Source organism: Ruegeria sp. O5 (genome assembly GCF_056535105.1).
In genome coordinates, this window is record NZ_JBQERN010000016.1 from 22239 (window position 1) to 42209 (window position 19971).

The 19971-nt window shown below is 59.6% G+C and carries 24 protein-coding genes; 6 read left to right on the plus strand and 18 right to left on the minus strand.

All coding sequences use genetic code 11. The features are described 5' to 3' along the window. Positions 1-36 precede the first annotated feature (36 nt). Positions 37-1275: an aspartate kinase gene (locus tag ACR0M3_RS16340; RefSeq protein ID WP_480488466.1), complete on the minus strand. Its 1239-nt coding sequence runs from the start codon at positions 1273-1275 to the stop codon at positions 37-39. Positions 1276-1440: 165 nt separating this feature from the next. On the opposite strand from ACR0M3_RS16340, the gene ACR0M3_RS16345 reads away from it, so the two are divergent. Further along, positions 1441-1797 (plus strand): hypothetical protein, encoded by a 357-nt coding sequence (locus ACR0M3_RS16345; protein WP_480488468.1) that lies wholly within the window; start codon positions 1441-1443, stop codon positions 1795-1797. Here the strand turns inward: ACR0M3_RS16345 and ACR0M3_RS16350 are convergent. From ACR0M3_RS16350 to ACR0M3_RS16370, 5 genes are all read right to left on the minus strand, one after another. Further along, the gene (locus tag ACR0M3_RS16350) at positions 1791-2429 is read right to left on the minus strand and encodes an SDR family NAD(P)-dependent oxidoreductase (protein WP_480560367.1); all 639 of its coding nucleotides are present in this window, start codon (positions 2427-2429) and stop codon (positions 1791-1793) included. The genes ACR0M3_RS16345 and ACR0M3_RS16350 overlap by 7 nt on opposite strands. 3 nt (positions 2430-2432) lie before the next feature. Next, positions 2433-2888, minus strand: coding sequence for a DUF1178 family protein (locus ACR0M3_RS16355; RefSeq protein ID WP_480546425.1), 456 nt, complete (start codon positions 2886-2888; stop codon positions 2433-2435). A 72-nt stretch (positions 2889-2960) separates the two neighbouring features. Beyond that, on the minus strand, positions 2961-3422 hold the full coding sequence (locus ACR0M3_RS16360) for an NUDIX hydrolase (RefSeq protein WP_480560369.1): 462 nt from the start codon (positions 3420-3422) through the stop codon (positions 2961-2963). A gap of 140 nt (positions 3423-3562) precedes the next feature. Further along, entirely contained in the window at positions 3563-4306 is a 744-nt protein-coding gene (locus ACR0M3_RS16365) for an EcsC family protein (RefSeq protein WP_480911727.1), read from the minus strand. 52 nt (positions 4307-4358) lie between these two features. Continuing rightward, a complete protein-coding gene (locus tag ACR0M3_RS16370) occupies positions 4359-4853 on the minus strand; it encodes a GNAT family N-acetyltransferase (RefSeq protein ID WP_267363076.1) in 495 nt (164 codons plus the stop codon). Between the two features lie 72 nt (positions 4854-4925). Between ACR0M3_RS16370 and ACR0M3_RS16375 the strand changes: the two genes are divergently transcribed. Beyond that, on the plus strand, positions 4926-5531 hold the full coding sequence (locus ACR0M3_RS16375) for a flavin reductase family protein (protein ID WP_480484413.1): 606 nt from the start codon (positions 4926-4928) through the stop codon (positions 5529-5531). Between the two features lie 135 nt (positions 5532-5666). On the opposite strand, the gene ACR0M3_RS16380 is transcribed toward ACR0M3_RS16375, so the two are convergent. Next, on the minus strand, positions 5667-7301 hold the full coding sequence (locus ACR0M3_RS16380) for a SulP family inorganic anion transporter (RefSeq protein ID WP_480488476.1): 1635 nt from the start codon (positions 7299-7301) through the stop codon (positions 5667-5669). 165 nt (positions 7302-7466) lie between these two features. Here ACR0M3_RS16380 and ACR0M3_RS16385 point away from each other — a divergent pair, with 165 nt between their 5' ends. The 3 genes from ACR0M3_RS16385 to ACR0M3_RS16395 all read left to right on the plus strand — a co-directional run bounded on the left by ACR0M3_RS16385 (position 7467) and on the right by ACR0M3_RS16395 (position 9910). Beyond that, positions 7467-8027 carry an invasion associated locus B family protein gene (locus tag ACR0M3_RS16385; protein ID WP_480911729.1) on the plus strand — a complete coding sequence of 187 codons (561 nt, stop codon included), beginning with the start codon at positions 7467-7469 and terminating at the stop codon, positions 8025-8027. 66 nt (positions 8028-8093) lie between these two features. After that, a complete protein-coding gene (locus ACR0M3_RS16390; protein WP_480507776.1) occupies positions 8094-8966 on the plus strand; it encodes an S-methyl-5'-thioadenosine phosphorylase in 873 nt (290 codons plus the stop codon). A 314-nt stretch (positions 8967-9280) separates the two neighbouring features. Further along, the gene (locus ACR0M3_RS16395; RefSeq protein WP_267363067.1) at positions 9281-9910 is read left to right on the plus strand and encodes a LysE family translocator; all 630 of its coding nucleotides are present in this window, start codon (positions 9281-9283) and stop codon (positions 9908-9910) included. A gap of 8 nt (positions 9911-9918) precedes the next feature. Here the strand turns inward: ACR0M3_RS16395 and ACR0M3_RS16400 are convergent, their stop codons facing one another. Beyond that, positions 9919-10092 carry a hypothetical protein gene (locus ACR0M3_RS16400; RefSeq protein ID WP_209505622.1) on the minus strand — a complete coding sequence of 58 codons (174 nt, stop codon included), beginning with the start codon at positions 10090-10092 and terminating at the stop codon, positions 9919-9921. 325 nt (positions 10093-10417) lie between these two features. Between ACR0M3_RS16400 and ACR0M3_RS16405 the strand changes: the two genes are divergently transcribed. After that, on the plus strand, positions 10418-10957 hold the full coding sequence (locus ACR0M3_RS16405; RefSeq protein WP_209505620.1) for an adenine phosphoribosyltransferase: 540 nt from the start codon (positions 10418-10420) through the stop codon (positions 10955-10957). 42 nt (positions 10958-10999) lie between these two features. Here the strand turns inward: ACR0M3_RS16405 and ACR0M3_RS16410 are convergent, their stop codons facing one another. The 10 genes from ACR0M3_RS16410 to cyoE form a co-directional block, all read right to left on the minus strand. Next, the gene (locus tag ACR0M3_RS16410; protein ID WP_480911731.1) at positions 11000-12415 is read right to left on the minus strand and encodes an FAD-binding oxidoreductase; all 1416 of its coding nucleotides are present in this window, start codon (positions 12413-12415) and stop codon (positions 11000-11002) included. Positions 12416-12453: 38 nt separating this feature from the next. Beyond that, on the minus strand, positions 12454-13272 hold the full coding sequence (locus ACR0M3_RS16415) for an MBL fold metallo-hydrolase (protein ID WP_480900294.1): 819 nt from the start codon (positions 13270-13272) through the stop codon (positions 12454-12456). A 103-nt stretch (positions 13273-13375) separates the two neighbouring features. Then, the gene (locus ACR0M3_RS16420) at positions 13376-13960 is read right to left on the minus strand and encodes a GNAT family N-acetyltransferase (RefSeq protein ID WP_267363063.1); all 585 of its coding nucleotides are present in this window, start codon (positions 13958-13960) and stop codon (positions 13376-13378) included. Continuing rightward, entirely contained in the window at positions 13960-15222 is a 1263-nt protein-coding gene (locus ACR0M3_RS16425) for a M16 family metallopeptidase (protein ID WP_480473691.1), read from the minus strand. The genes ACR0M3_RS16420 and ACR0M3_RS16425 overlap by 1 nt, the downstream gene beginning before the upstream one ends. After that, positions 15219-16607: a threonine synthase gene (gene thrC / locus ACR0M3_RS16430; protein WP_480911733.1), complete on the minus strand. Its 1389-nt coding sequence runs from the start codon at positions 16605-16607 to the stop codon at positions 15219-15221. Before thrC ends, ACR0M3_RS16425 begins: the two co-directional genes overlap by 4 nt. Continuing rightward, positions 16604-17281: an SURF1 family protein gene (locus ACR0M3_RS16435; protein WP_480539568.1), complete on the minus strand. Its 678-nt coding sequence runs from the start codon at positions 17279-17281 to the stop codon at positions 16604-16606. Before ACR0M3_RS16435 ends, thrC begins: the two co-directional genes overlap by 4 nt. 156 nt (positions 17282-17437) lie before the next feature. Next, positions 17438-18253, minus strand: coding sequence for a cytochrome c oxidase subunit 3 (locus ACR0M3_RS16440; protein ID WP_209505605.1), 816 nt, complete (start codon positions 18251-18253; stop codon positions 17438-17440). A gap of 22 nt (positions 18254-18275) precedes the next feature. Next, entirely contained in the window at positions 18276-18851 is a 576-nt protein-coding gene (locus ACR0M3_RS16445; RefSeq protein WP_480773927.1) for a cytochrome c oxidase assembly protein, read from the minus strand. Then, positions 18851-19012 (minus strand): hypothetical protein, encoded by a 162-nt coding sequence (locus tag ACR0M3_RS16450; RefSeq protein WP_209505601.1) that lies wholly within the window; start codon positions 19010-19012, stop codon positions 18851-18853. The genes ACR0M3_RS16445 and ACR0M3_RS16450 overlap by 1 nt, the downstream gene beginning before the upstream one ends. Next, a complete protein-coding gene (cyoE, locus tag ACR0M3_RS16455; RefSeq protein ID WP_480484378.1) occupies positions 19009-19959 on the minus strand; it encodes a heme o synthase in 951 nt (316 codons plus the stop codon). The genes ACR0M3_RS16450 and cyoE overlap by 4 nt, the downstream gene beginning before the upstream one ends. Positions 19960-19971 lie beyond the last annotated feature (12 nt).

Here is a 19971-nt window from a genome sequence, read left to right on the forward strand (position 1 = left end):
ATTCAGTGCGTCAGGCGAAACCCTTGGCCGATCAGCTCAGGCCGCCTTGTCCAGTTCAAAGGCATCATGCAGTGCCTGAACGGCAAGTTCCATGTATTTCCTGTCGATAAGAACGGAAATTTTGATCTCGGAGGTTGTGATGACCTTGATGTTGATCCCCTCATCCGAGAGTATCTTGAACATTTTGGCCGCGACACCCGATTGCGAGCGCATACCGATTCCCACCACCGAGACCTTGCAGACACCGGTATCGGCGACCAGTTCGGCATAGTTGAGCTCGCCCTTGTCCTTGATCGCCAGCAGCGCTTTTTCGGCACGAACCACCTGATCGGTGGGGCACGAGAAGGTCATGTCCGTGCGCCCCTCGTCCGAGATGTTCTGCACGATCATGTCGACATTGACGCCCTCATCGCTGAGCGCGGTGAAGATGGTCGAGGCGATACCGGGACGGTCCGCCACCGAAACGACGGTCATCTTGGCCTCGTCACGGGAATAGGCCACACCGGCCACAACATTGGATTCCATGATATCCTCCTCGTCAACGACCAGCGTACCGGCCTCGTCGGATTGTTCTTCGAAACTTGAAAGAACGCGCAGTTTTACTTTGTAGCGCATTGCCAGCTCGACCGAGCGGGTCTGCAGCACCTTGGCGCCCAGCGACGCCAGTTCGAGCATTTCCTCGAACGAGATCCTGTCCAGCTTGCGCGCCTTTTCGCAGATGCGCGGATCGGTAGTATAGACGCCGTCCACGTCGGTATAGATGTCGCAGCGTTCCGCACCAAACGCGGCGGCAAAAGCCACGGCAGTGGTGTCAGAGCCACCCCGGCCCAGCGTGGTGATGCGGCCTTCGGGGCTGAGCCCCTGAAACCCGGCCACAACGGCCACTTTCATGCCTTCGCCGAATTTCTGGTTGATGTTCGTGGTCGGGATGTCTTCGATCCGGGCCTGGCTGTGCGCGCTGGTTGTCAGCAGCGGCACTTGCCAGCCCTGCCAGCTGCGCGCAGGAACATCCATTTCCTGCAATGTCAGCGCCATCAGGCCAGCGGTAACGTTTTCGCCCGAAGATACCACAGCATCGTATTCACGTGCATCAAACAGCGGCGAGGTCTCGTTCACCCAGCCCACCAGCTCGTTGGTTTTGCCCGACATGGCCGAGACGATGACGATCACGTCATAGCCCTTGGCAACTTCGACACCGATGCGCTTGGCAGCACGGCGGATGCGGTCCAGGTTGGCGACCGAAGTGCCGCCGAATTTCATAACGAGTACGGGCATGGGGGCAAATGTCTCCGCGCCTTGGATTAGAGGTCCCGAGCCTCATAAGCGAGGGGCACCCCAAGAGCAAGAGCGCAAACAGGACCCGCCTGTGGCACAGGGCCGCTTTACATTGCGCAGGTGCGGTGTCAGCCTGCGAGTAACAACCAAATCAAGAGGTTCCCCATGTTTCGCCTAGCCCTTGCCGTTACTTTGTTGTCGTCGCCTGCATTGGCGCAGGTTGCCAGTGTGGCCGGCACGGACGGAAAGAATGCACTGGGCAAGGTGCCCTGCGCCGCAAATGCCGGTGACCCGATGCAAAGCTGCAATGCAGAACTGCGCCGCCATGATGACGGCACAACGACGCTGGCCGTGGCTTTGGGGGGTGGCAAGGTGCGCAACATCTATTTCAAGGATGGTGCGCCGGAGTCCAGCAGCTCGACCTCGAAGATGACTTATGAAACGCTGGGCGACGTGCTTGTGGTCTATATTGAACCCGGTGAGGTCTATGAAATTCCCAAAGCGGCGCTGACCGGTCAGTAAGCGTGCGCCTGCCCGTCATAGGTTTCAAAACAGCCGGTAGAGCTGATTGACAGGGCCTCAAAGCGTTCCATCAGGCCCGAAACGGCCTGATCGACATCAATATCGGCGGCCGCGCCGCCCATGTCGGTTTGCACCCAGCCCGGATGATAGATACCCACGGCGATCCCGTCGGCTTTCAGATCCGTCGCCAGATTCCGCCCCAGGTTCAACGCCGCCGCCTTGGAGGCGCGGTAGATATAGCTGCCCCCCGGTGCCCGCGTATGGGACGCCATCTGCGACGAGATGATCGCGACCTTGCCGCCTGCGGCGCGCAGATTGGGCAACAAGGCCTGAACGGTCAGGAAAACGCCGGTCACGTTGGTGGCAAAGCTTTGCGCCCACATTTCGGCGGGGTAGTCGTTGATCGTGTGCCCCTTGTCCAGATAGACCCCGGCATTGCAGATCAGAAGATCAACGGGCTGGTCTTTCAGCTGTTCGGCCATTGCTGCCTGTTGGGCCGGGTCCGACACGTCCAGACAGACCTGTGCACTGCCATCGCGTGCGGTTCCGGTAACCGCGTCACCGCGGGTGTCGTAGCGCGTGGCAAGGGCGCGGCCGATACCGCGATTGGCACCGGTGATCACGACATGCATGGATCAGTTGGTCTTTCTGCTGGGCAGAAACGGCAGCGGTGCCACCGGCACGCCATCTTCGATCAGCGATTTCGCCTCATCCGGTCTGGCTTCACCATAGATCGAACGCTCTGGCGCCTCTCCCAGATGCATCTTGCGCGCTTCGCTTGCAAAATCCTTGCCAACGTAGTCCGAGTTCTTTTCGACATGGCGGCGTATTTCGGCCAGAACTTTCTCGATCTCGGGCGAAGGGGTGGCGACGTTGATCTGTTCATTGGATGCAGGCGCGTTTTCGGGCTTTCCCTGCGCATTCCGGGCCGGTCGGACACGCGGTGTCATGATCGCCTTCGCAACCTGCGTACATCCGCAGATCGCGCAGGTCACCATCTTGGCAGAGGCCAGCTTGTCAAAGGCTTCTGCGGATTGAAACCAGCTGTCGAATGTGTGGCCTTCACTGCATTTCAACGCGTATTGAATCATGTTCAGTCCAAAATTACGATTGGCGAATAGATACCGACCAGACTGACAATATCAAGCCTCTCTGGCGCTATCTTAATGCGTATGGGTCTTAAAGTCGCGTAACAATTCGGCAAGCTCGGGTGATCTGACCTTTTGGGCCGCGCATTCAGGTGCAAACCACTTGCGCCTGCGCTCGTGCTTTTCGGGGAAGTCCTGCGACATTACCTGTACATGCAGCGCAAAAACATCGACCAGAATCAAGGTCGGGGGCTGATTTGGGTGGTGCTTGACGTGCAGAAACTGCCCCAGCCCCGCTTTGCTGCATCGCCCCGTCACGCCCGCTTCTTCCCAGGCCTCCTGCACTGCGGTTTCCGATGGGGTCAGGCCGGGGATGAGCCACCCTTTGGGGACAATCCACCGCTGGGCCCGGCGTGTCGTGATCAGCAACACCTCTGGATGGCCACGCCGTATCCGGTAACACAGGGCAGAGGATTGCCGCAAAACAGGGTGTTCCGCAGTCTCAGCCAATTCACGCAGTACCGGTCTTGCATTCATTGCGCGACGCACCTTTTGTTCGGGCAAAGGACCCGTTGGCGTTATAGGCCCGCAGGACACGCCTATTTAGCGCCTTTCTCTTGAAAAACTACCATATGAAGTGGTGTCCGCCAAGTCCGGCGTGATGGCGCATTTGTTGATCACATACGGGCTGACAGCTGTTTCACCAGCTCGTTATGCGGGATATCGGCATCAACCGCCAATCTTCGCAGGCCGAAATGCACACGCGCGATTTGCTGGTAATAGCGCGAATAGACATAGTTCGTTCCACCACCGGCCAACGCGCCGAGCACCGGGACGGACTGTGCCGCCAGTTTTTGCCCCAGCACGATTGAAAAGCGTGGTGCCACTGCAGCAATCAGACGCTGCATGGCCGGACCCGTCAGTGTCAGGCGCACCGAGAAAAAGCCAAGATCCGCACCGTCATCATGCGACAGCGGGCCCGATGCGGACAAAACCCGCACACAGTCGAACTTTACGTTCTCGGCAGACGGATCGAAACCTTCGCGCGCGGCGGCCCCCTGAATGGCGCGTAACAGCATGGCGGTTGTTGCAGGCAGCTCCATCAGGGCTGTCGAAACACCGCCCAGTCCACCGGCCGCGCCCATGGCCGTGGTGAGCGCGGTATTGACCCAGGGCTGCTGATCAGGGATCGCACGCCGGGACCCCTGAGCCGCGTGCATCGCAAGCCACAACGCCTGCTCGGTGGCCCCTGTCAGGCCGTTCCGAACCGGTTCGGGCAATTGCTCGAGCAGTGACTCGGCTGATCCGCCCAGCTTGTTCAGCAGTTTGACACCAGCCCCTCCGGCAGATCGGTAATAACCCGCCAAACGATCCAGTTCAGCGTCGGCATCCACGTTTTCGACAAGAACCACGTTCTGCATGTGCGTCCTCCTGCCTATCAACATCGGCGTTAAGCCACGCCGATTCAATAGGTCAGCGGGTCCAGCGGGTGACAGCCCCCTGAACTCCGGACCAGACACCAGGCATCAGTTCCAGCCCCAAAACCCGGTCCGGGTTGGTGGGCGGCGGCATCTCGACACCTTGCAGCCGCGCAAAACCAAATCGCCTGTAATAGGGTTCGTCACCGACCAGCATGACCCGCTGCCACCCGCGCTTACGCCCGGCTTCGACACCGGCATGGATCAGATAACCGCCCAGACCCTCGCCCTGGTGGGTTGGGTGTACGGCAACCGGGCCTAGCAGCAATGCGTCGTGTTCACCGACATGGACCGGCCAGAAGCGGATCGCCCCGGCCAGAATGCCCTGACCGTCGCGCGCGACCAGTGACAGGTCAGAAACCGGCGGCACATCATCGCGCAACCGGTAGGACGACAACGCCTCACGGCCCGGCGCAAAGCACAGGTCATAGAGGGCTTCGACCTCCCACCAATCGTCCGGCTCTTCTGGCCTGATCCCGAATTGCTGCACACCCGCCCTCGTTTCCTTGCTGGAAATCGCCCTAGCACTTCGCTACGCCTTGGGCAAACGCTTGGAGATATGATGTTCTACCGCCCCGAAGACGGCCACGGCCTGCCGCACAACCCGTTCAACGCCATTATCACGCCACGCCCGATCGGTTGGATATCGACCCGTGATGCGGATGGGATCAACAATCTGGCACCCTATTCCTTTTTCAACGGGGTTGCTTACACACCGCCGCAAGTAATGTTTGCCACAACCGGCACGAAACACGATCAGATCGGCGGCAAGGACAGTATCGCCAATATCGAGGCGACAGGTGTATTCTGCGTGAATGTCGTGGCCCTTGCGCATCAGGATGCGATGAACGCCAGCTCGGCCAGCCTTCCCAAGGAGGTGGACGAGTTTGCCCATGCCGGATTAACCCCGGTCGAATGTGAAACCATACCCTGCGCCCGCGTACAAGGCGCCCCGGCAGCACTGGAATGCAAGTTGACCCAGATCGTCACTCTGCCGGGCGCGGCCAACCGCGTCGTGTTCGGCGAAGTAACAGGCGTGCATCTGCTCGACGACCACATCCGAGAGGGCAAGTTCGACGTAACCTCGTTCAAACCTCTGGCGCGGCTTGGGTACCGGGACTATTCGGTCGTGTCCGAGCTGTTCTCGCTCAGTCGCCCGGATGATTGAGGGTGTCGGGGGCTCTGCCCCCACCGCCCGTTCCGGGCGGCTCCCCCGGGATATTTTTTGGCCAGATGAAGCAGGGATCCTTCATTCATCTGGCTTCAAATATCCCGGAGCGCGAGGCAGAGCCTCGCAAATGGATCAGTGGCCGCCCAGAATGCCGGTACGGACCGAGTAATCGACGGCAAGTTCGTAATCCGGGTCATCGTCACTGTCGACCATAAGGTGGCCTGCCTTGTTCAACAGCTTGTGACAATCCCGGCTCAGGTGGCGCAACATGACGCGTTTACCCGCGGCCTCGTATTTGGCCGCGATATTTTCGATGGCTTGCAACGCCGACTGGTCCACCACACGGCTTTCAGCGAAATCGACGATGACGGTTTCCGGGTCATTCGGCACATCGAAGAGTTCGATAAAGCCATCCGATGACCCAAAGAACAGCGGCCCCTGGATTTCATAGACCTTCGCCCCTTTTTCGGTCGCGGACTCACGGGTGACGGCGTGGATGCGCTTGGCGTTGTTCCAAGCGTAGGCCAGAGCCGAGACAATGACACCGACCACAACAGCAACCGCGAGGTCTTCCATCACTGTCACGACGGTGACCAGAACGATGACAAAGGCGTCGGTCAGTGGAACCTTGCGCAGGATCTTGAACGAGTTCCACGCAAAGGTGCCGATGACCACCATGAACATCACCCCAACCAGCGCGGCCAGCGGGATCTGCTCGATCAGCGGTGAGGCAAACAGGATGAAGGTCAGCAAAAACAGCGCCGCAGCGATCCCGGCGATACGGGTCCGGCCACCGGATTTCACGTTGATCATCGACTGACCGATCATCGCGCAGCCACCCATGCCTCCGAAAAAGCCGGTAACGATATTCGACGCTCCCTGGGCGATACATTCCTGAGACGCCCCGCCGCGCTTGCCGGTGATTTCGCCCACAAGGTTCAGGGTCAGAAGGGATTCAATCAGGCCAATCGCGGCCAGAATGACAGCGTAGGGCAGGATGACCTCAAGCGTGCCCCAGTTCAGCGGAACCATCGGGATGTGGAAGGCAGGCAGACCACCTTCGATCGAGGCCAGATCACCGACGCGCGGAACATCCAGACCCAGACCGATCACCAGCGCAGCGACAACCAGAATACCGGCCAGAGGCGCAGGAATGATGCGCGTGATGCGCGGCACCACCCAGATCACCGCCATGGTCAGTGCCACAAGGCCCAGCATGGTGTATAGCTGCGCACCGGAGAGCCATTCTCCACCACCCATGCCGTGACCGGTGTTTTCCATGGTACCCGGCACCTTGAACTGGCCCATCTGGGCCAGAAAGATCACGATGGCCAGGCCATTCACAAAACCCAGCATCACCGGGTGCGGCACCAGTCGGATGAAGCGGCCCCAATGCATCGCCCCGGCGATAACCTGGAGGATCCCCATCAGCACCACCGTCGCGAACAGGTATTCGACCCCATGTTCGGCCACCAAAGCCACCATGACGACCGCCAGCGCGCCCGTCGCGCCCGAGATCATGCCGGGTCGCCCGCCGATCAGCGCGGTGATGAGCCCCACAAGGAAAGCGGCATATAGGCCCACCAGCGGGTGCACGCCAGCCACAAAGGCAAAGGCCACGGCCTCGGGCACCAGTGCGAGGGCCACGGTCAGGCCGGACAGCAGCTCGATCCGCAGGCGAGAGAAGGTCAGCCCCTCATCCGGCACCCAGCGCAGATCGGGTATGGCGATACGGTTGGCAAAACTTGCCAGCAAGGCTCGGGGCATTGGACAGTCCTAAAGGATTTTATGTTCGCGCGAAGGGGTCGTTGTAGCGGGCGCGCCGCTGTTAAGCCACCGCAGGAGGTGGGATGCAGCCATGCGCACAGCGCATAACTCGCCTCTCGGCAACGTGATTTGCGGCACCCGGATCAAGCACCCAAATGTGAGTTCATGCGTTGGATTGCCCTTATATTTCTATCGGCCCTGCCCGCCTTTGCACAGGACTTGCAAGGGAATGACACGGCTGGAAACTGGCGTGTCACGCACCATGAAATTTTCGGCATCTGGAATTCGATTTGTGACGAGCGTGAGGAAGCCGGTACTTTGGTGCAGCGCTGCTACATAAGGCGCGCCGAGGTGTTTTCCTTGCGTCCGAAATTTGCGGCGCAATTCATGTTCATCACACCTGAACCAGATGGTTTCAAAATCGAGTTCGGGATTGAGCCCGGCACCTTCTTCAGCCCTTCTGGATTCCGCATAGAGAAAGATCAGGATGTGATCTGGCGCACGCGGCGCCCCGGGTGCCTGACAGGGTTAAGCTGCACATTCGAGGATCATCGCGCCGACGGCCTGCTGGATGCCATGCTGAACGGGGATGCGTATCGTTTTGAGTTTCGTGACAGGCATGGTCAATCGCAGGACCTGACGTGGCCGCTGGATGAGTTTGGATCCGCGTGGGCGGATTTCAATACGCAATCTCAACAGCGTAACCTGCTGGCGAAACAGGAATAGACCTCTTGTCAATTTCGGGTCGAACCCGCACAAATTCAATATCAGTATCTCAGGCGGAGCAGGACAGTGACCCAAACCAGGATTGCCGTTATCGGCGGATCAGGCATCTATGACATCGATGGGCTGGAAAATGCGGAATGGGTCAGTGTCGATACCCCTTGGGGGGCACCGTCGGATCAGATCCTGACCGGGTCGCTGGACGGTGTAGCCATGGCCTTTCTGCCGCGCCATGGGCGCGGGCATGTGCATTCGCCGACCGATGTGCCCTATCGCGCCAATATCGACGCGCTGAAACGGATTGGTGTAACGGATGTGATCTCGGTCTCGGCCTGCGGGTCGTTTCGCGAACATATGGCACCGGGCGATTTTGTAATCGTCGATCAGTTCATCGACCGGACATTTGCGCGCGACAAGAGCTTTTTCGGAACAGGCTGCGTCGCCCATGTCAGCGTTGCGCATCCGACCTGCCCGCGCCTGTCGGACGCCTGTGAGACCGCAGGCAAGGCTGCCGGTATCACGATCCATCGCGGCGGCACCTATCTGGCGATGGAAGGGCCGCAGTTTTCGTCTCTGGCGGAATCGAAGATGTATCGCGAGCAATGGGGCTGCGACGTGATCGGCATGACCAACATGCCCGAAGCCAAGCTCGCCCGCGAAGCCGAGCTTTGTTATGCCTCAATCGCGATGGTCACCGATTTTGACAGCTGGCACCCGGATCATGGTGAAGTGGATGTGACCACCATCATTGCAACCCTGACCGGCAATGCCGACAAGGGCCGTGCACTGGTCAAAGGCCTTCCCGCCCTGTTGGGGGCCGACCGCGCGCCCTGCCCGCATGGCTGTGACCGGGCGCTGGAATATGCCATCCTGACTGCGCCCGAAAAGCGCGATCCGGCGCTGCTGGCCAAGCTGGACGCGGTGGCGGGTCGGATTCTGTAGGTTCTGCGCGACGCGTCGGGCATTGCAGCCGACAGCAGATCGGTTTTCCGGATCACGTTGTGCAAGAGTCCAAGCATGGCATCGACCCTTGCGCCCGAAACTGTCCGGGCACAGGGGATGCGGGTTCTTTCTGCCGTGATACTCGCCGCAAGAATGCGACGGTTGTGACGGATCGCACTCGTATCAGTTTTCGTGCAAGTCTCGGCCTGATCCGACCGATTTGAAGGGCCCGAAAGCTGGTCGCCATGAAAATTGTCAAGCACTGGTAGTTTGGCTATAGCGGTACCAAAGGAACGTATTGCGAGCAGACCCTTATGTCTCTGGAACTCTGGCTGGCCTTTGTTGCCGCATCCACCGCCTTGCTGCTGATCCCTGGCCCAACCGTGCTGTTGGTGCTGAGCTATGCGCTGTCCAAGGGGCGCAGCGTTGCCGTGGCCTCGGCCACAGGGGTCGCTGTGGGGGATCTTGTGGCAATGACCGCGTCTTTGTTGGGACTGGGCGCGCTTGTTCTGGCCTCGGCCACCTTGTTTTCCGTCCTCAAATGGGTCGGAGCGGCCTATCTGGTCTGGCTTGGGATTAAACTGCTGCGCAGCGCCCCGGCAAGTGGGTTGGGAACGGTCGCGACCGGGCGGGATGTCACCCCCCGCAGCGTGTTTGGACATGCGGCCGCTGTCACGGCACTGAACCCGAAATCCATCGCCTTTTTCATCGCCTTTGTGCCGCAGTTCCTGCGCCCGGCTGAACCGCTGGGGCCGCAATTTGCCATCCTGATTGCCACTTTTGTAGGACTGGCCTGGCTGAATGCGCTGGCTTACGCGTTGCTGGCCGACCGGTTGCGGCGGCTGATTGGCCGCGCCAGCGTGATCACCGGGATGACGCGGTTTGGCGGGCTGACCCTGATCGGGATGGGTTTCGCCACGGCAGTTCTGCGCCGCCCGGCCTAACCCCTTTTTCAGTTTTCGGCGTTTTCCTTCATGAACCCGCGGATAAACCGGCGGATTTCGCGGGCAGCTGACGTATCCAACTCCCTGCACAACTCGACAAACGCGTCGCGCTCATCCTTGTCCAGACGCAGAACCAGCTGACTGTTTTTCTTCGTCGATCCCTTGCCGTCTTTCTTTGGCACGCGCGTTGCTCCTACCAAATGCTCGGTTATTCAGGCGATGCATTGTGTATACGTAGCATAGTGATTGTCGTTATCGGGCACTTAACAGCACCGGAACGGAAATGGCAATGAACCTTCAAACCGTCTGGGGTCTTTCTTTTGCGAGATCAACGCAAATGCACAAGCCGTACCTGTCTTGGCCACCTGCCACATATCACCGGTATTACGGATTGCCCAAGGCTGTGGTTTCGTGCCGCTGGTGATCGCGCGAATGAATTGTTCCTTGCATGGCTAACCCTCTTGGGCCAAACACGTTTTGGTATTTGAAGCGGAAAAGGGTTGGTTCATGTCAAGGAACAAGACTGTCAAAGACTACATCCGGACGATTGTCGACTTCCCGCATGAAGGAATTCTGTTTCGTGATGTGACGACTCTTTTTGCCGATCCGCGCGGATTTCGGATGGCCATTGACCAGATGCTGCACCCCTATGCCGGGGAACGCATCGACAAGGTCGTCGGCCTTGAGGCCCGGGGTTTTATCCTTGGCGGCGCGATTGCGCATCAGCTGAGCCTGGGTTTCGTGCCGATCCGCAAGAAAGGCAAGCTGCCCGGCACAACAATCAGCCAGGACTACAAGCTGGAATATGGTGAAGCGATCGTCGAAATCCACGACGACGCCATCCAGCCGGGCGAAAAGATCCTTGTCGTTGACGACCTTCTGGCCACAGGCGGCACTGCGGCGGCGGGCATCAAACTGATCGAGCGCTTGGGCGGTGAGATCGTCTCATGCGCGTTCATTATCGACTTGCCTGACCTCGGCGGGCGCAAAGTACTGGAAGATATGGGCATGGACGTGCATGTCCTGTGCGAATTCGAAGGGCTTTGACGCGACAAGCTTCGGATAGCGAAACAAGAGTCTGAGCCGGGTTCACGCCTTCAGCACCGCGCCCGGGTTCATGATGCCATAGGGGTCCAGCGCCGCCTTGATGGCCCGCATCGCATCCAGCTTTACCGGATCGCCATAGCGTTCCAGATCGTCCGTTTTCATGCGGCCCACGCCGTGTTCCGCGCTGACCGAACCGTCAAAGGCATGGACCAAATCATGCACGGCCCGCTTGACCACGGCGCTCTGACCCTCAAATTCCGCGCGGCGCTGCCCCTTGGGGGGAAAGACGTTGTAATGCAGATTGCCATCCCCGAGATGGCCAAAGCAATTGATCCGGAACGGCCCGAGACCGGAAACCACCTTTTCCCCTTGGCGCACAAATTCCGGAATTTCTGAGATCGGGATCGAGATATCATGGCTCGACACCGAGCCGATCAGGCGGTTGGCCTCGGGGATTCGCTCGCGCACGGCCCACAACTCATCACGCTGCGCCTCGCTTTGTGCAATCACGCCATCCTGCACCAGCCCAAGCGCTTGCGCGTGGACAAAGATATCCTCCAGCGCGTCGGACGGAGACTGCCCCGTGGCCAGCCCCAATTCGATCAGAACGCTCCACTCTGGCGGTGTTTCAAACGGTTGCCGGACATCCGGCAGAACCTCGGACAAGAACTTCAGCCCCTGCCGGTGGATCAGTTCGAAAGTGCTGACAGCCTCGCCCACGCGATCACGCGCCTGGGCCAGCAGGGAAATGGCAGCCTCGGGTGACGCCACCTGAAACATCGCCGTCCCGATCGCGGCAGGCCGGGGAAACAGCTTGAGCGCGGCTGCGGTGATGATCCCCAGCGTGCCCTCGGCCCCGATCAGCAGATTGCGCAGGTCATAGCCTGTGTTGTCCTTTCGCAACCGGCTGAGACCCTGCCAGATTTGACCATTGGGCAGAACGGCCTCGAGCCCAAGGCACAGGTCGCGCGCATTGCCATAGCGCAAGACGTTGACGCCCCCGGCATTGGTGGACAGGTTGCCCCCGATCCGACAGGATCCCTGCGCCGCCAGCGTCAAGGGAAACAGGCGGTCTTGCGCCTCGGCCGCGGCTTGGACATCCTGCAAAATGGCGCCGGCCTCGGCAATCAGTACGTATTCGGTGGGATAGACGGACCGGATGGCGGTCATCCGTTCCAGCGAAATCACAAGGGGCGCTGGCCCATGCGGCATTACCTGCCCCCCGACCAGACCGGTTCCGCCGCCATAAGGCACCACCGGAACACGCATTTCGGTCGCCACCTGCACCAGTACCGAGACCTCCTCGGTTGTGCGGGGCAAGGCCAGCAGGCCAGCCTGTCCGACAAGTCGCCCACGCGGCTCTTCCAGATACCGGTCGGTCACCGGGCGCAGCACGTGATCGCCCAGTTTCGAGCGGATCAGCGTGGCAATGCGGTCATCAGCGGGGTTCAGACTCATACGCTTTCAATGCCCAACCGATCCCACCACGGCAAGCCTTATTCCAGATCAATCAGATAGCGCGGCTCCAGCACGACAACCGTTGGACGGTCCGGCAAGTCACGCAGAGAGACGGTGATCTCGGACACGCCGTCACGTTCAACCGGGAACTCATCCCGGATATCCACGAGGAAGCGATCCAGCGAAAACTCCGAGAACCAGTGCATCGGAATGATCACCGAGCTTTTCAGCCGCTTGAGAACCGAGATCATGTCGGGCAAGGGCATGGTTGTTCCGCCATCGACGGCGGCCATGACCACATCCAACCGACCCAGCGCAGCAAACTGTTCGTCTGACGGTACATGATGCAAATGTCCCAGATGGCCGATACACAGCCCTTCGACCTCGAACACGAAGATAGAATTGCCGCGTTCCTCAACTCCGCCATAGGCCGAGCGGATATCGGTTGGGACATTGCGTATCAGCATCTCGCCCAGATCCAGATGATGTTCGATTCCTTGCCCGAACTCTCCCCATCCCGGCAGGACATGCGGGATCGCCGGGTCGGGATGCGCCGTCCAATGGGTGTCATGGGCATGGTTCATCGTCACCACATCGGGAATCAGATCGGCACCCCCGATGAACCCGGTAAAATCGGTCACCACATTCAACCCGCCACGGGTCTGGATCATAAAGGCGGCATGCGCGACATAGCTGATGCGCACCGAAAACTCCGGTACCGGGTCCTGCCACGCAGCTTTGTGCAGATATTCGATCCCCGGCGCAGCATCGGCGATGGCGATACAATGGCTCGGCCGTCGCTCCTGCGCCACGGCCCCGCCCGAAATCACCATCAATGCTGCAACCAACCAGCGCATACCCGAAGTGTAGCGCAGATCGCCACCAAGTCATGCCCCTTGTTCATCTGGCCAAAGATATCCCGGGGGAGGCGCGGCTTGCCGCGACGGGGGCAGAGCCCCCCTAGCCCGCGTCCGTCTTGCCACGCCGGTCGGACCGCAGGCTGGCATAAAGAACATGCGTCCGCCATCGCCCGTTGATCTGTAGATAAGACTGCGCCACGCCTTCATATTTGAAGCCCGAGCTTTCCAGCAAACCGCGCGACGCCCGGTTTTCCGGCAGGCACGCGGCTTCGATCCGGCTCAGGTCCAGACGGGTAAAGGCGTGATGCACCATCGCGCCAATCGCTTCGCGCATGTATCCCTGACGGGCAAAGGACTCACCGGTCCAGTAACCCAGAGTTCCGGCCTGCGCAGGACCGCGCCGGATATTGTCCAGTGTGATCGCCCCGACCAACACATTGTCTTCACGGCGAAACAGGAACAGCGGGATTGCTGTGCCACTCGCGACCGAGCGCTGAGCCCAGTAGACCCGATTGGTAAAGGATTTGCGGCTCAGGTGATCCTTGGCCCAGATCGGCTCCCATGGGGTCAGGTAATTTTTTGAGGCGCGCCGCAACGCCGCCCAATCGTTGAAATCGGAATGTACAGGCGGACGCAAGCTAAGCCGCGCGGTCTCGAGTTTCAACTTGCGTCTGCCCAACAGCATCACGCTGCACGCCTCTCCTGCAAGTCCGCCAATGTCGGTGCGTCTGCGACCGGTCCGTAAAGCGCCAGCGCCGCCGGGGCCTGAACAGCCATGGTTTCGGCAAAGGCGCGCACGTCTTCGGTGCTGACTGCATCGATCTTGGCGACCGTGTCTTCCAGCGAAGGTACCCGTCCCCAGATCTGCACCAGCCGCGCCAGACGCTCAGCCCGATTCGACGGGCTTTCCAGCCCCATCAGCATCCCGGCCTTCATCTGGGCGCGGGCACGGGCGACCTCTTCGGGGCTCATGTCCTCGGCGGCGCGCTTCATCTCATCGATCGTGATCGTCGCCAGCTCGGCCACCTGATTGGCCGAGGTTCCGGCATAGATCGTGGTTGTTCCGGTATCGGCATAGGCACCGGTCTGCGCAAAGATCGTGTAGCACAGCCCACGTGTTTCACGCACTTCCTGAAACAGGCGCGAAGACATGCCACCGCCCAATGCGGTCGAATAGATCTGCGCCGTATAGATCGCATCGTCGCGATAGCCGGGACTTTCCAGCGCCAGAGCGAAATGCGCCTGTTCCAGCTCTTTTACCTGCCGGGCTTCGCCACCGGTAAAGCGTGCAACCTCGGGGATCAGACCCTTACGGGATTGCAGATGGCCAAACATCTCTTCGGCCAGTTTCATCAGCATATCGTGATCCACAGCACCTGCTGCAGACAGGATCATCTGTTCGGGGCCATAATGTTCCGTCACAAAGCCCGACAGATCCTCACGCGAGAAGGCACTCACCCGCTCCGTTGGGCCCAGGATCGTCCGGCCCAGGGGCTGGTCGTGATAGCTCTGCTCCTGCAGCCAGTCAAAGATCACATCGTCGGGCGTGTCATGGGCCTGACCGATTTCCTGAAGGATCACGCCCCGCTCGACCTCGATCTCGCGCGGATCGAAAACCGGGTTCAGAACGATGTCGCCGATGACATCCATCGCCAGCGCTACGTCGTCCTTCAGAACGCGTGCATAATACGCCGTCACCTCGCGCGAGGTATAGGCGTTGATATAGCCGCCCACATCCTCGATCGCCTCGGCAATCTGCAAGGCCGAACGGCGCTCGGTTCCCTTGAACGCCATATGTTCAAGGAAATGCGCGATGCCGTTCTGCTCGATCCGCTCATGCCGCCCACCGGCGGTTACCCAGATGCCGATGGCCGCAGATTGCAGCCCCGGCATATGTTCACTGACGATACGAAACCCGTTCTTCAGTTGGTCTTGTCTGACAGTCACTCAGCGATGTGCCTTTTTATATGATCCTCAAGGGCACCCAGATCATTGGCGATGCGGGTCACCCGTTCCGGACGTTCATACAGATCAGACATGCGGGAGGGAAGAGGCGGATGTTCGCCGCTCGCCTTCTCGACCGCGGCCGGGAATTTCGCCGGGTGAGCGGTGGCCAGCGTGATCATCGGAACGTCTGCCGCGCGGTGTTCTTCTGCGACCTTGATGCCCACGGCAGTGTGCGGGCAGACCAGTTCGGCGCTGTGCACCAGCGTGGATTTGATCGTGGCCAGCGTTTCCTCTTCGGACACACGGCCCGAATCGAAATTCTCACGCAGCGCTTCCATCGCGCCGTGGCTGATATTGAAGCCACCCTGTTTCAGCTCATCCATCAATTGTGCGATGGCCCCGCCATCTTCGCCATAGGCATAATAGAGCGCGCGTTCGAAATTCGAGCTGACCTGAATGTCCATCGACGGGCTGATCGAGGGGATAGTCTCGCCCTTGAAATACCCCTCGCCCGAGAGGCAGCGATGCAGAATGTCGTTCTGGTTGGTCGCCACCACAAGGCGGTCAATCGGCAGCCCCATACGCTTGGCCAGATAGCCAGCGAAGATGTCACCAAAGTTGCCGGTTGGCACCGTGAAGCTGACCTTGCGATGCGGCGCACCAAGGCTGACGGCAGCCGAGAAGTAATAAACGATCTGCGCCAAGACGCGGGCAAAGTTGATCGAGTTCACACCCGCCAGTTTCACGCCGTCGCGGAAGTCGAAATCGTTGAACATGTCTTTCAGCGCAGCCTGACAATCGTCAAAATCACCATCAACGGCCAGAGCATGCACATTGCTGTCCGCAGGCGTGGTCATCTGGCGGCGCTGCACTTCGGACACGCGGCCATGCGGGAACAGGATGAACACATCCACCGCGTCCAGCCCGCGGAACGCCTCGATCGCGGCTGAACCGGTATCCCCGCTGGTCGCGCCGACGATGGTCACACGGTCACCACGGCGTTTCAGCGCCACCTGGAACAACTGGCCGATCAGCTGCATGGCAAAGTCCTTGAAGGCCAGTGTGGGGCCGTGGAACAGTTCCAGCAGGAAGTGGTTCTCGTTCAGCTGCTTCAATGGCGCGCGGGCATCGTGGCCGAAACCTTCATAAGCGCGGGCGATGATCGCCTTGAACTCAGCCTCGGCGAATGAGCCGCTGACATAGGGCCACATCACGCGGAATGCGATTTCTTCATAGGGTAATCCGGCCAGCGCCGAGATCTCGTCCTGCGACATCACCGGGATTTCGGCGGGCAGATACAGGCCACCGTCGCGGGCAAGTCCGGTCAACATCGCCTCTTCAAACGTCAATTCGGGCGCCTGCCCGCGGGTCGAGATATATTTCATGTCGCGTCACTTTCAGAATTGGCACGGCTGCGCCACAGGAAGTATCCGGTCATCGCGGCCCAGACCAGAGCCAGACCAAACCAGGTTATTGCATATTGCAGGTGATCGTTTGGTATGCCCGCCGTGTCCACCGGCAGCGGCGTCACATTCGGATCGGTTTGCGAACGGGCGATCAGCAGAACCGGTTCCGCGCCCAGTGCACCCGCAAGCGCGGGCACATCGCGGGCGAACCAGATGTTGGCGTCGAGATCAGGTGCGGGCGTGTAACTGTCGATTTCATCTGGCCAGTGCAGATTGCCGGTGATCTCCATCGGACCGGTCAGACGTTCGGTCTGCTTCGCAGTTGTCGGGACAAAACCCCGATCAACTAGAATAGTGCGATCTTCGGTGTTGAAAGCCTGAATGATCCGGTACCCCGCCCCCACCTGCTTGACAGAAACCAGAACATGGATTTCCCCCGGCACCATCTCTCCTTTGATTGCTACGGGCAGATATTTGTCTTCGTCTTCGAAAACTTGCTGGGGTAGAGAAACCGCTTCGGCAGAGATACGACTTTCGATATCGGCGAGTTGGCCTTCTTTCTCTGCCAAGCGATCCACCTGCCAAAAACCCAACCACAACAGCACGCCCAAACCAGCGAGGCCGAAGATCAGCAGGAACAGGATACGGCGCATGTCAGGACCAAACTTCTTTGCAGGAACCGGCGTCTTGTTAAGGGGCGCGCGTGCTGAATTGCAACCACGCAATTGTATGGGGCGCAATCTTACGCCCCGCATAGAGAAAAAGCCGCCCCTTGGGGCGGCTTTTGCAACTGATCAGCCTGACCGGCGTTACATCAGCGGAGCCTGGCCCCAGATGTAGACGGCAAAGAACAGGAACAGCCAGACCACGTCGACGAAGTGCCAGTACCAAGCGGCGGCCTCAAAACCGACGTGTTTTTCGGGGGTGAAGTCACCCTTAAGCGCGCGGATCAGGCAGACGGTCAGGAAGATTGTCCCGATGATCACATGTGCGCCGTGGAAACCCGTTGCCATGAAGAAGTTGGAATAGAACTGGTCGCCGCCGAATTCCCAGCCTTCATGCTTGAGCAGTTCGGCGTATTCATAGCCCTGAAGGAAGGTAAAGGCGATGCCCAGCACGATGCCAATGGCCAGACCATTGATCAGCGCCTTGCGGTCGTTGTCATGCACCAGCGCATGGTGCGCCCAGGTGATCGCACAGCCTGACAGTAACAGGACCAGAGTGTTGATCAGCGGCAGGTGGAACGGGTCAACCGCATGAATGTCCGGCTGGATGTATTCGGTGCCGGCATAGTCGTACATCGGATACATGCGATGTTTGAAGAACGACCAGAACCAGGCGAAGAAGAACATCACCTCGGACATGACGAACAGGATGAAGCCGTAACGCAGACCGATGCGGACAACAGGCGTGTGATCGCCCTGACGGCTTTCCGCAACCACATCCGACCACCAGGCGAACATCGTGTAAAGCACAGCTGCCAGACCGGCCCAGAACATGAAGGGCGTGATGCCTTGCATCCAGAGAACGGCTCCGAACAGCATGACAAAGCCGCCGACGGCGCCGATCAGAGGCCAGATCGACGGGGCCAGAATGTGATAATCGTGGTTTTTAGCGTGTGCCATCAGCGTCCCTCACCTACAGGCGTTAGTTCGTGTTTGTATCTGCCTGCGCATCGAGGGCGGCATAGCCCTCGGGCAGGTCAATTTCGTAGAATGTATACGACAGCGTGATCGTATGAACATACTTGGCTTCAAGATCCTCGACCATTTCCGGGTCGACGAAGAAAGTCACCGGCATCTCAACGCGCTCGCCGGGTTGCAGCACCTGCTCTTCAAAGCAGAAACAGGCAATCTTCTGGAAATACCCACCCGCAGAATAGGGCGCCACGTTGTAAGACGCCTGCCCGGCAATGGGGCGGTCTGTCGGGTTATAGGCCTCGTAAAACGCGAGACCTGTTTCGCCGATGCGCACATCCATCTCGCGCACGACCGGCTTGAACTCCCATTGCATGTCCTTGGCCTTGGACGCGTCAAAGCGGATGGTAACGGTGCGATCCAGAATGGTATCGGGGGCGGTTTCGGCAACACCAGTGGTGCCGCCAAATCCGGTCACCCGGCAGAACCAGTTGTAGAACGGCACCGACGCCCAGGCCAGACTGCCCATCAGGACAACCACGCCGACGGTCTGGACAACCGTTTTCTGAGGACCGGACAACGCCATCAGTTCTGAACCTCTTGCGTCGCCCTGTTGAAATCAGTGCCCGAGACCTTGACGATGGTCAGGCCGAAGATGATCACGATAAAGGCAGCCAGCGTCAGGCCGACACCCAGATTGCGGCTGAACCGGCGCTGATGTAGCTCGTGACCTTTGCGAAGGCTCATGACCATCCCCCCAGACCATAGGGTTTCAGCAGGGCTTCGGCCAGAACGGCACCGAAATGCAGGAACAGATACAGCAGCGACAGCTTGAAGAAACCGCGTTCAACCTTGAAGTTATCTGCCTCGGAATCGTCCTCGGTCCGGCGCGAGATTTTCCACGCGCCCCGCAGGAACAGGATGTTCAGAATCAATGCAACGGTCAGATAGATCGGGCCGCCAATGCCTGAAAATGCAGTTCCGATGGCCAGCAGGGCCAGCAGGGCTGTATAGACAAGAATATGGACACGTGTCGCGCGGCGACCATGGGTGACGGTCAGCATCGGCACGCCCGCGTCGTCATAGTCCGAGCGCATGAACAGGGCCAGCGCCCAGAAATGTGGCGGCGTCCACATGAAGGTCAGTGCAAACATCAGCCAGGGCTCGACCGACATCGATCCTGTGGCGGCCACCCAGCCGATGACCGGAGGGAACGCACCCGCTGCGCCACCGATCACGATGTTCTGCGGCGTCGAACGCTTCAGCCACATCGTGTAGACGACAACGTAGAAGAAGATGGTGAAGGCCAGAAACGCGCCTGCAAACCAGTTGGTCGCAAGGCCCAGCATGATCACCGACAGACCCGACAGAGCCAGACCAACGGCCAGCGCCTCGCCTTCCTCGACCTTGCCCGAAGGGATCGGGCGGGATTTGGTGCGTTTCATGACACGGTCGATATCCGCGTCCCACCACATGTTCAGCGCACCTGAGGCTCCGCCGCCGATGGCGATGAACAGGATGGCGCAGAACCCGACGAAGGGATGGACAGGAACAGGAGCCGCCAACAGGCCGACCAATGCCGTGAACACGACCAGCGACATCACACGTGGCTTCAGCAGGGCGAAGTAATCGCCAAAGCCGGCCTCGTCCGCCCGGGCGGTCGCAGTGCTGGCATTGATGCTTGCGTCGGTCATTTCCGGTCCTTC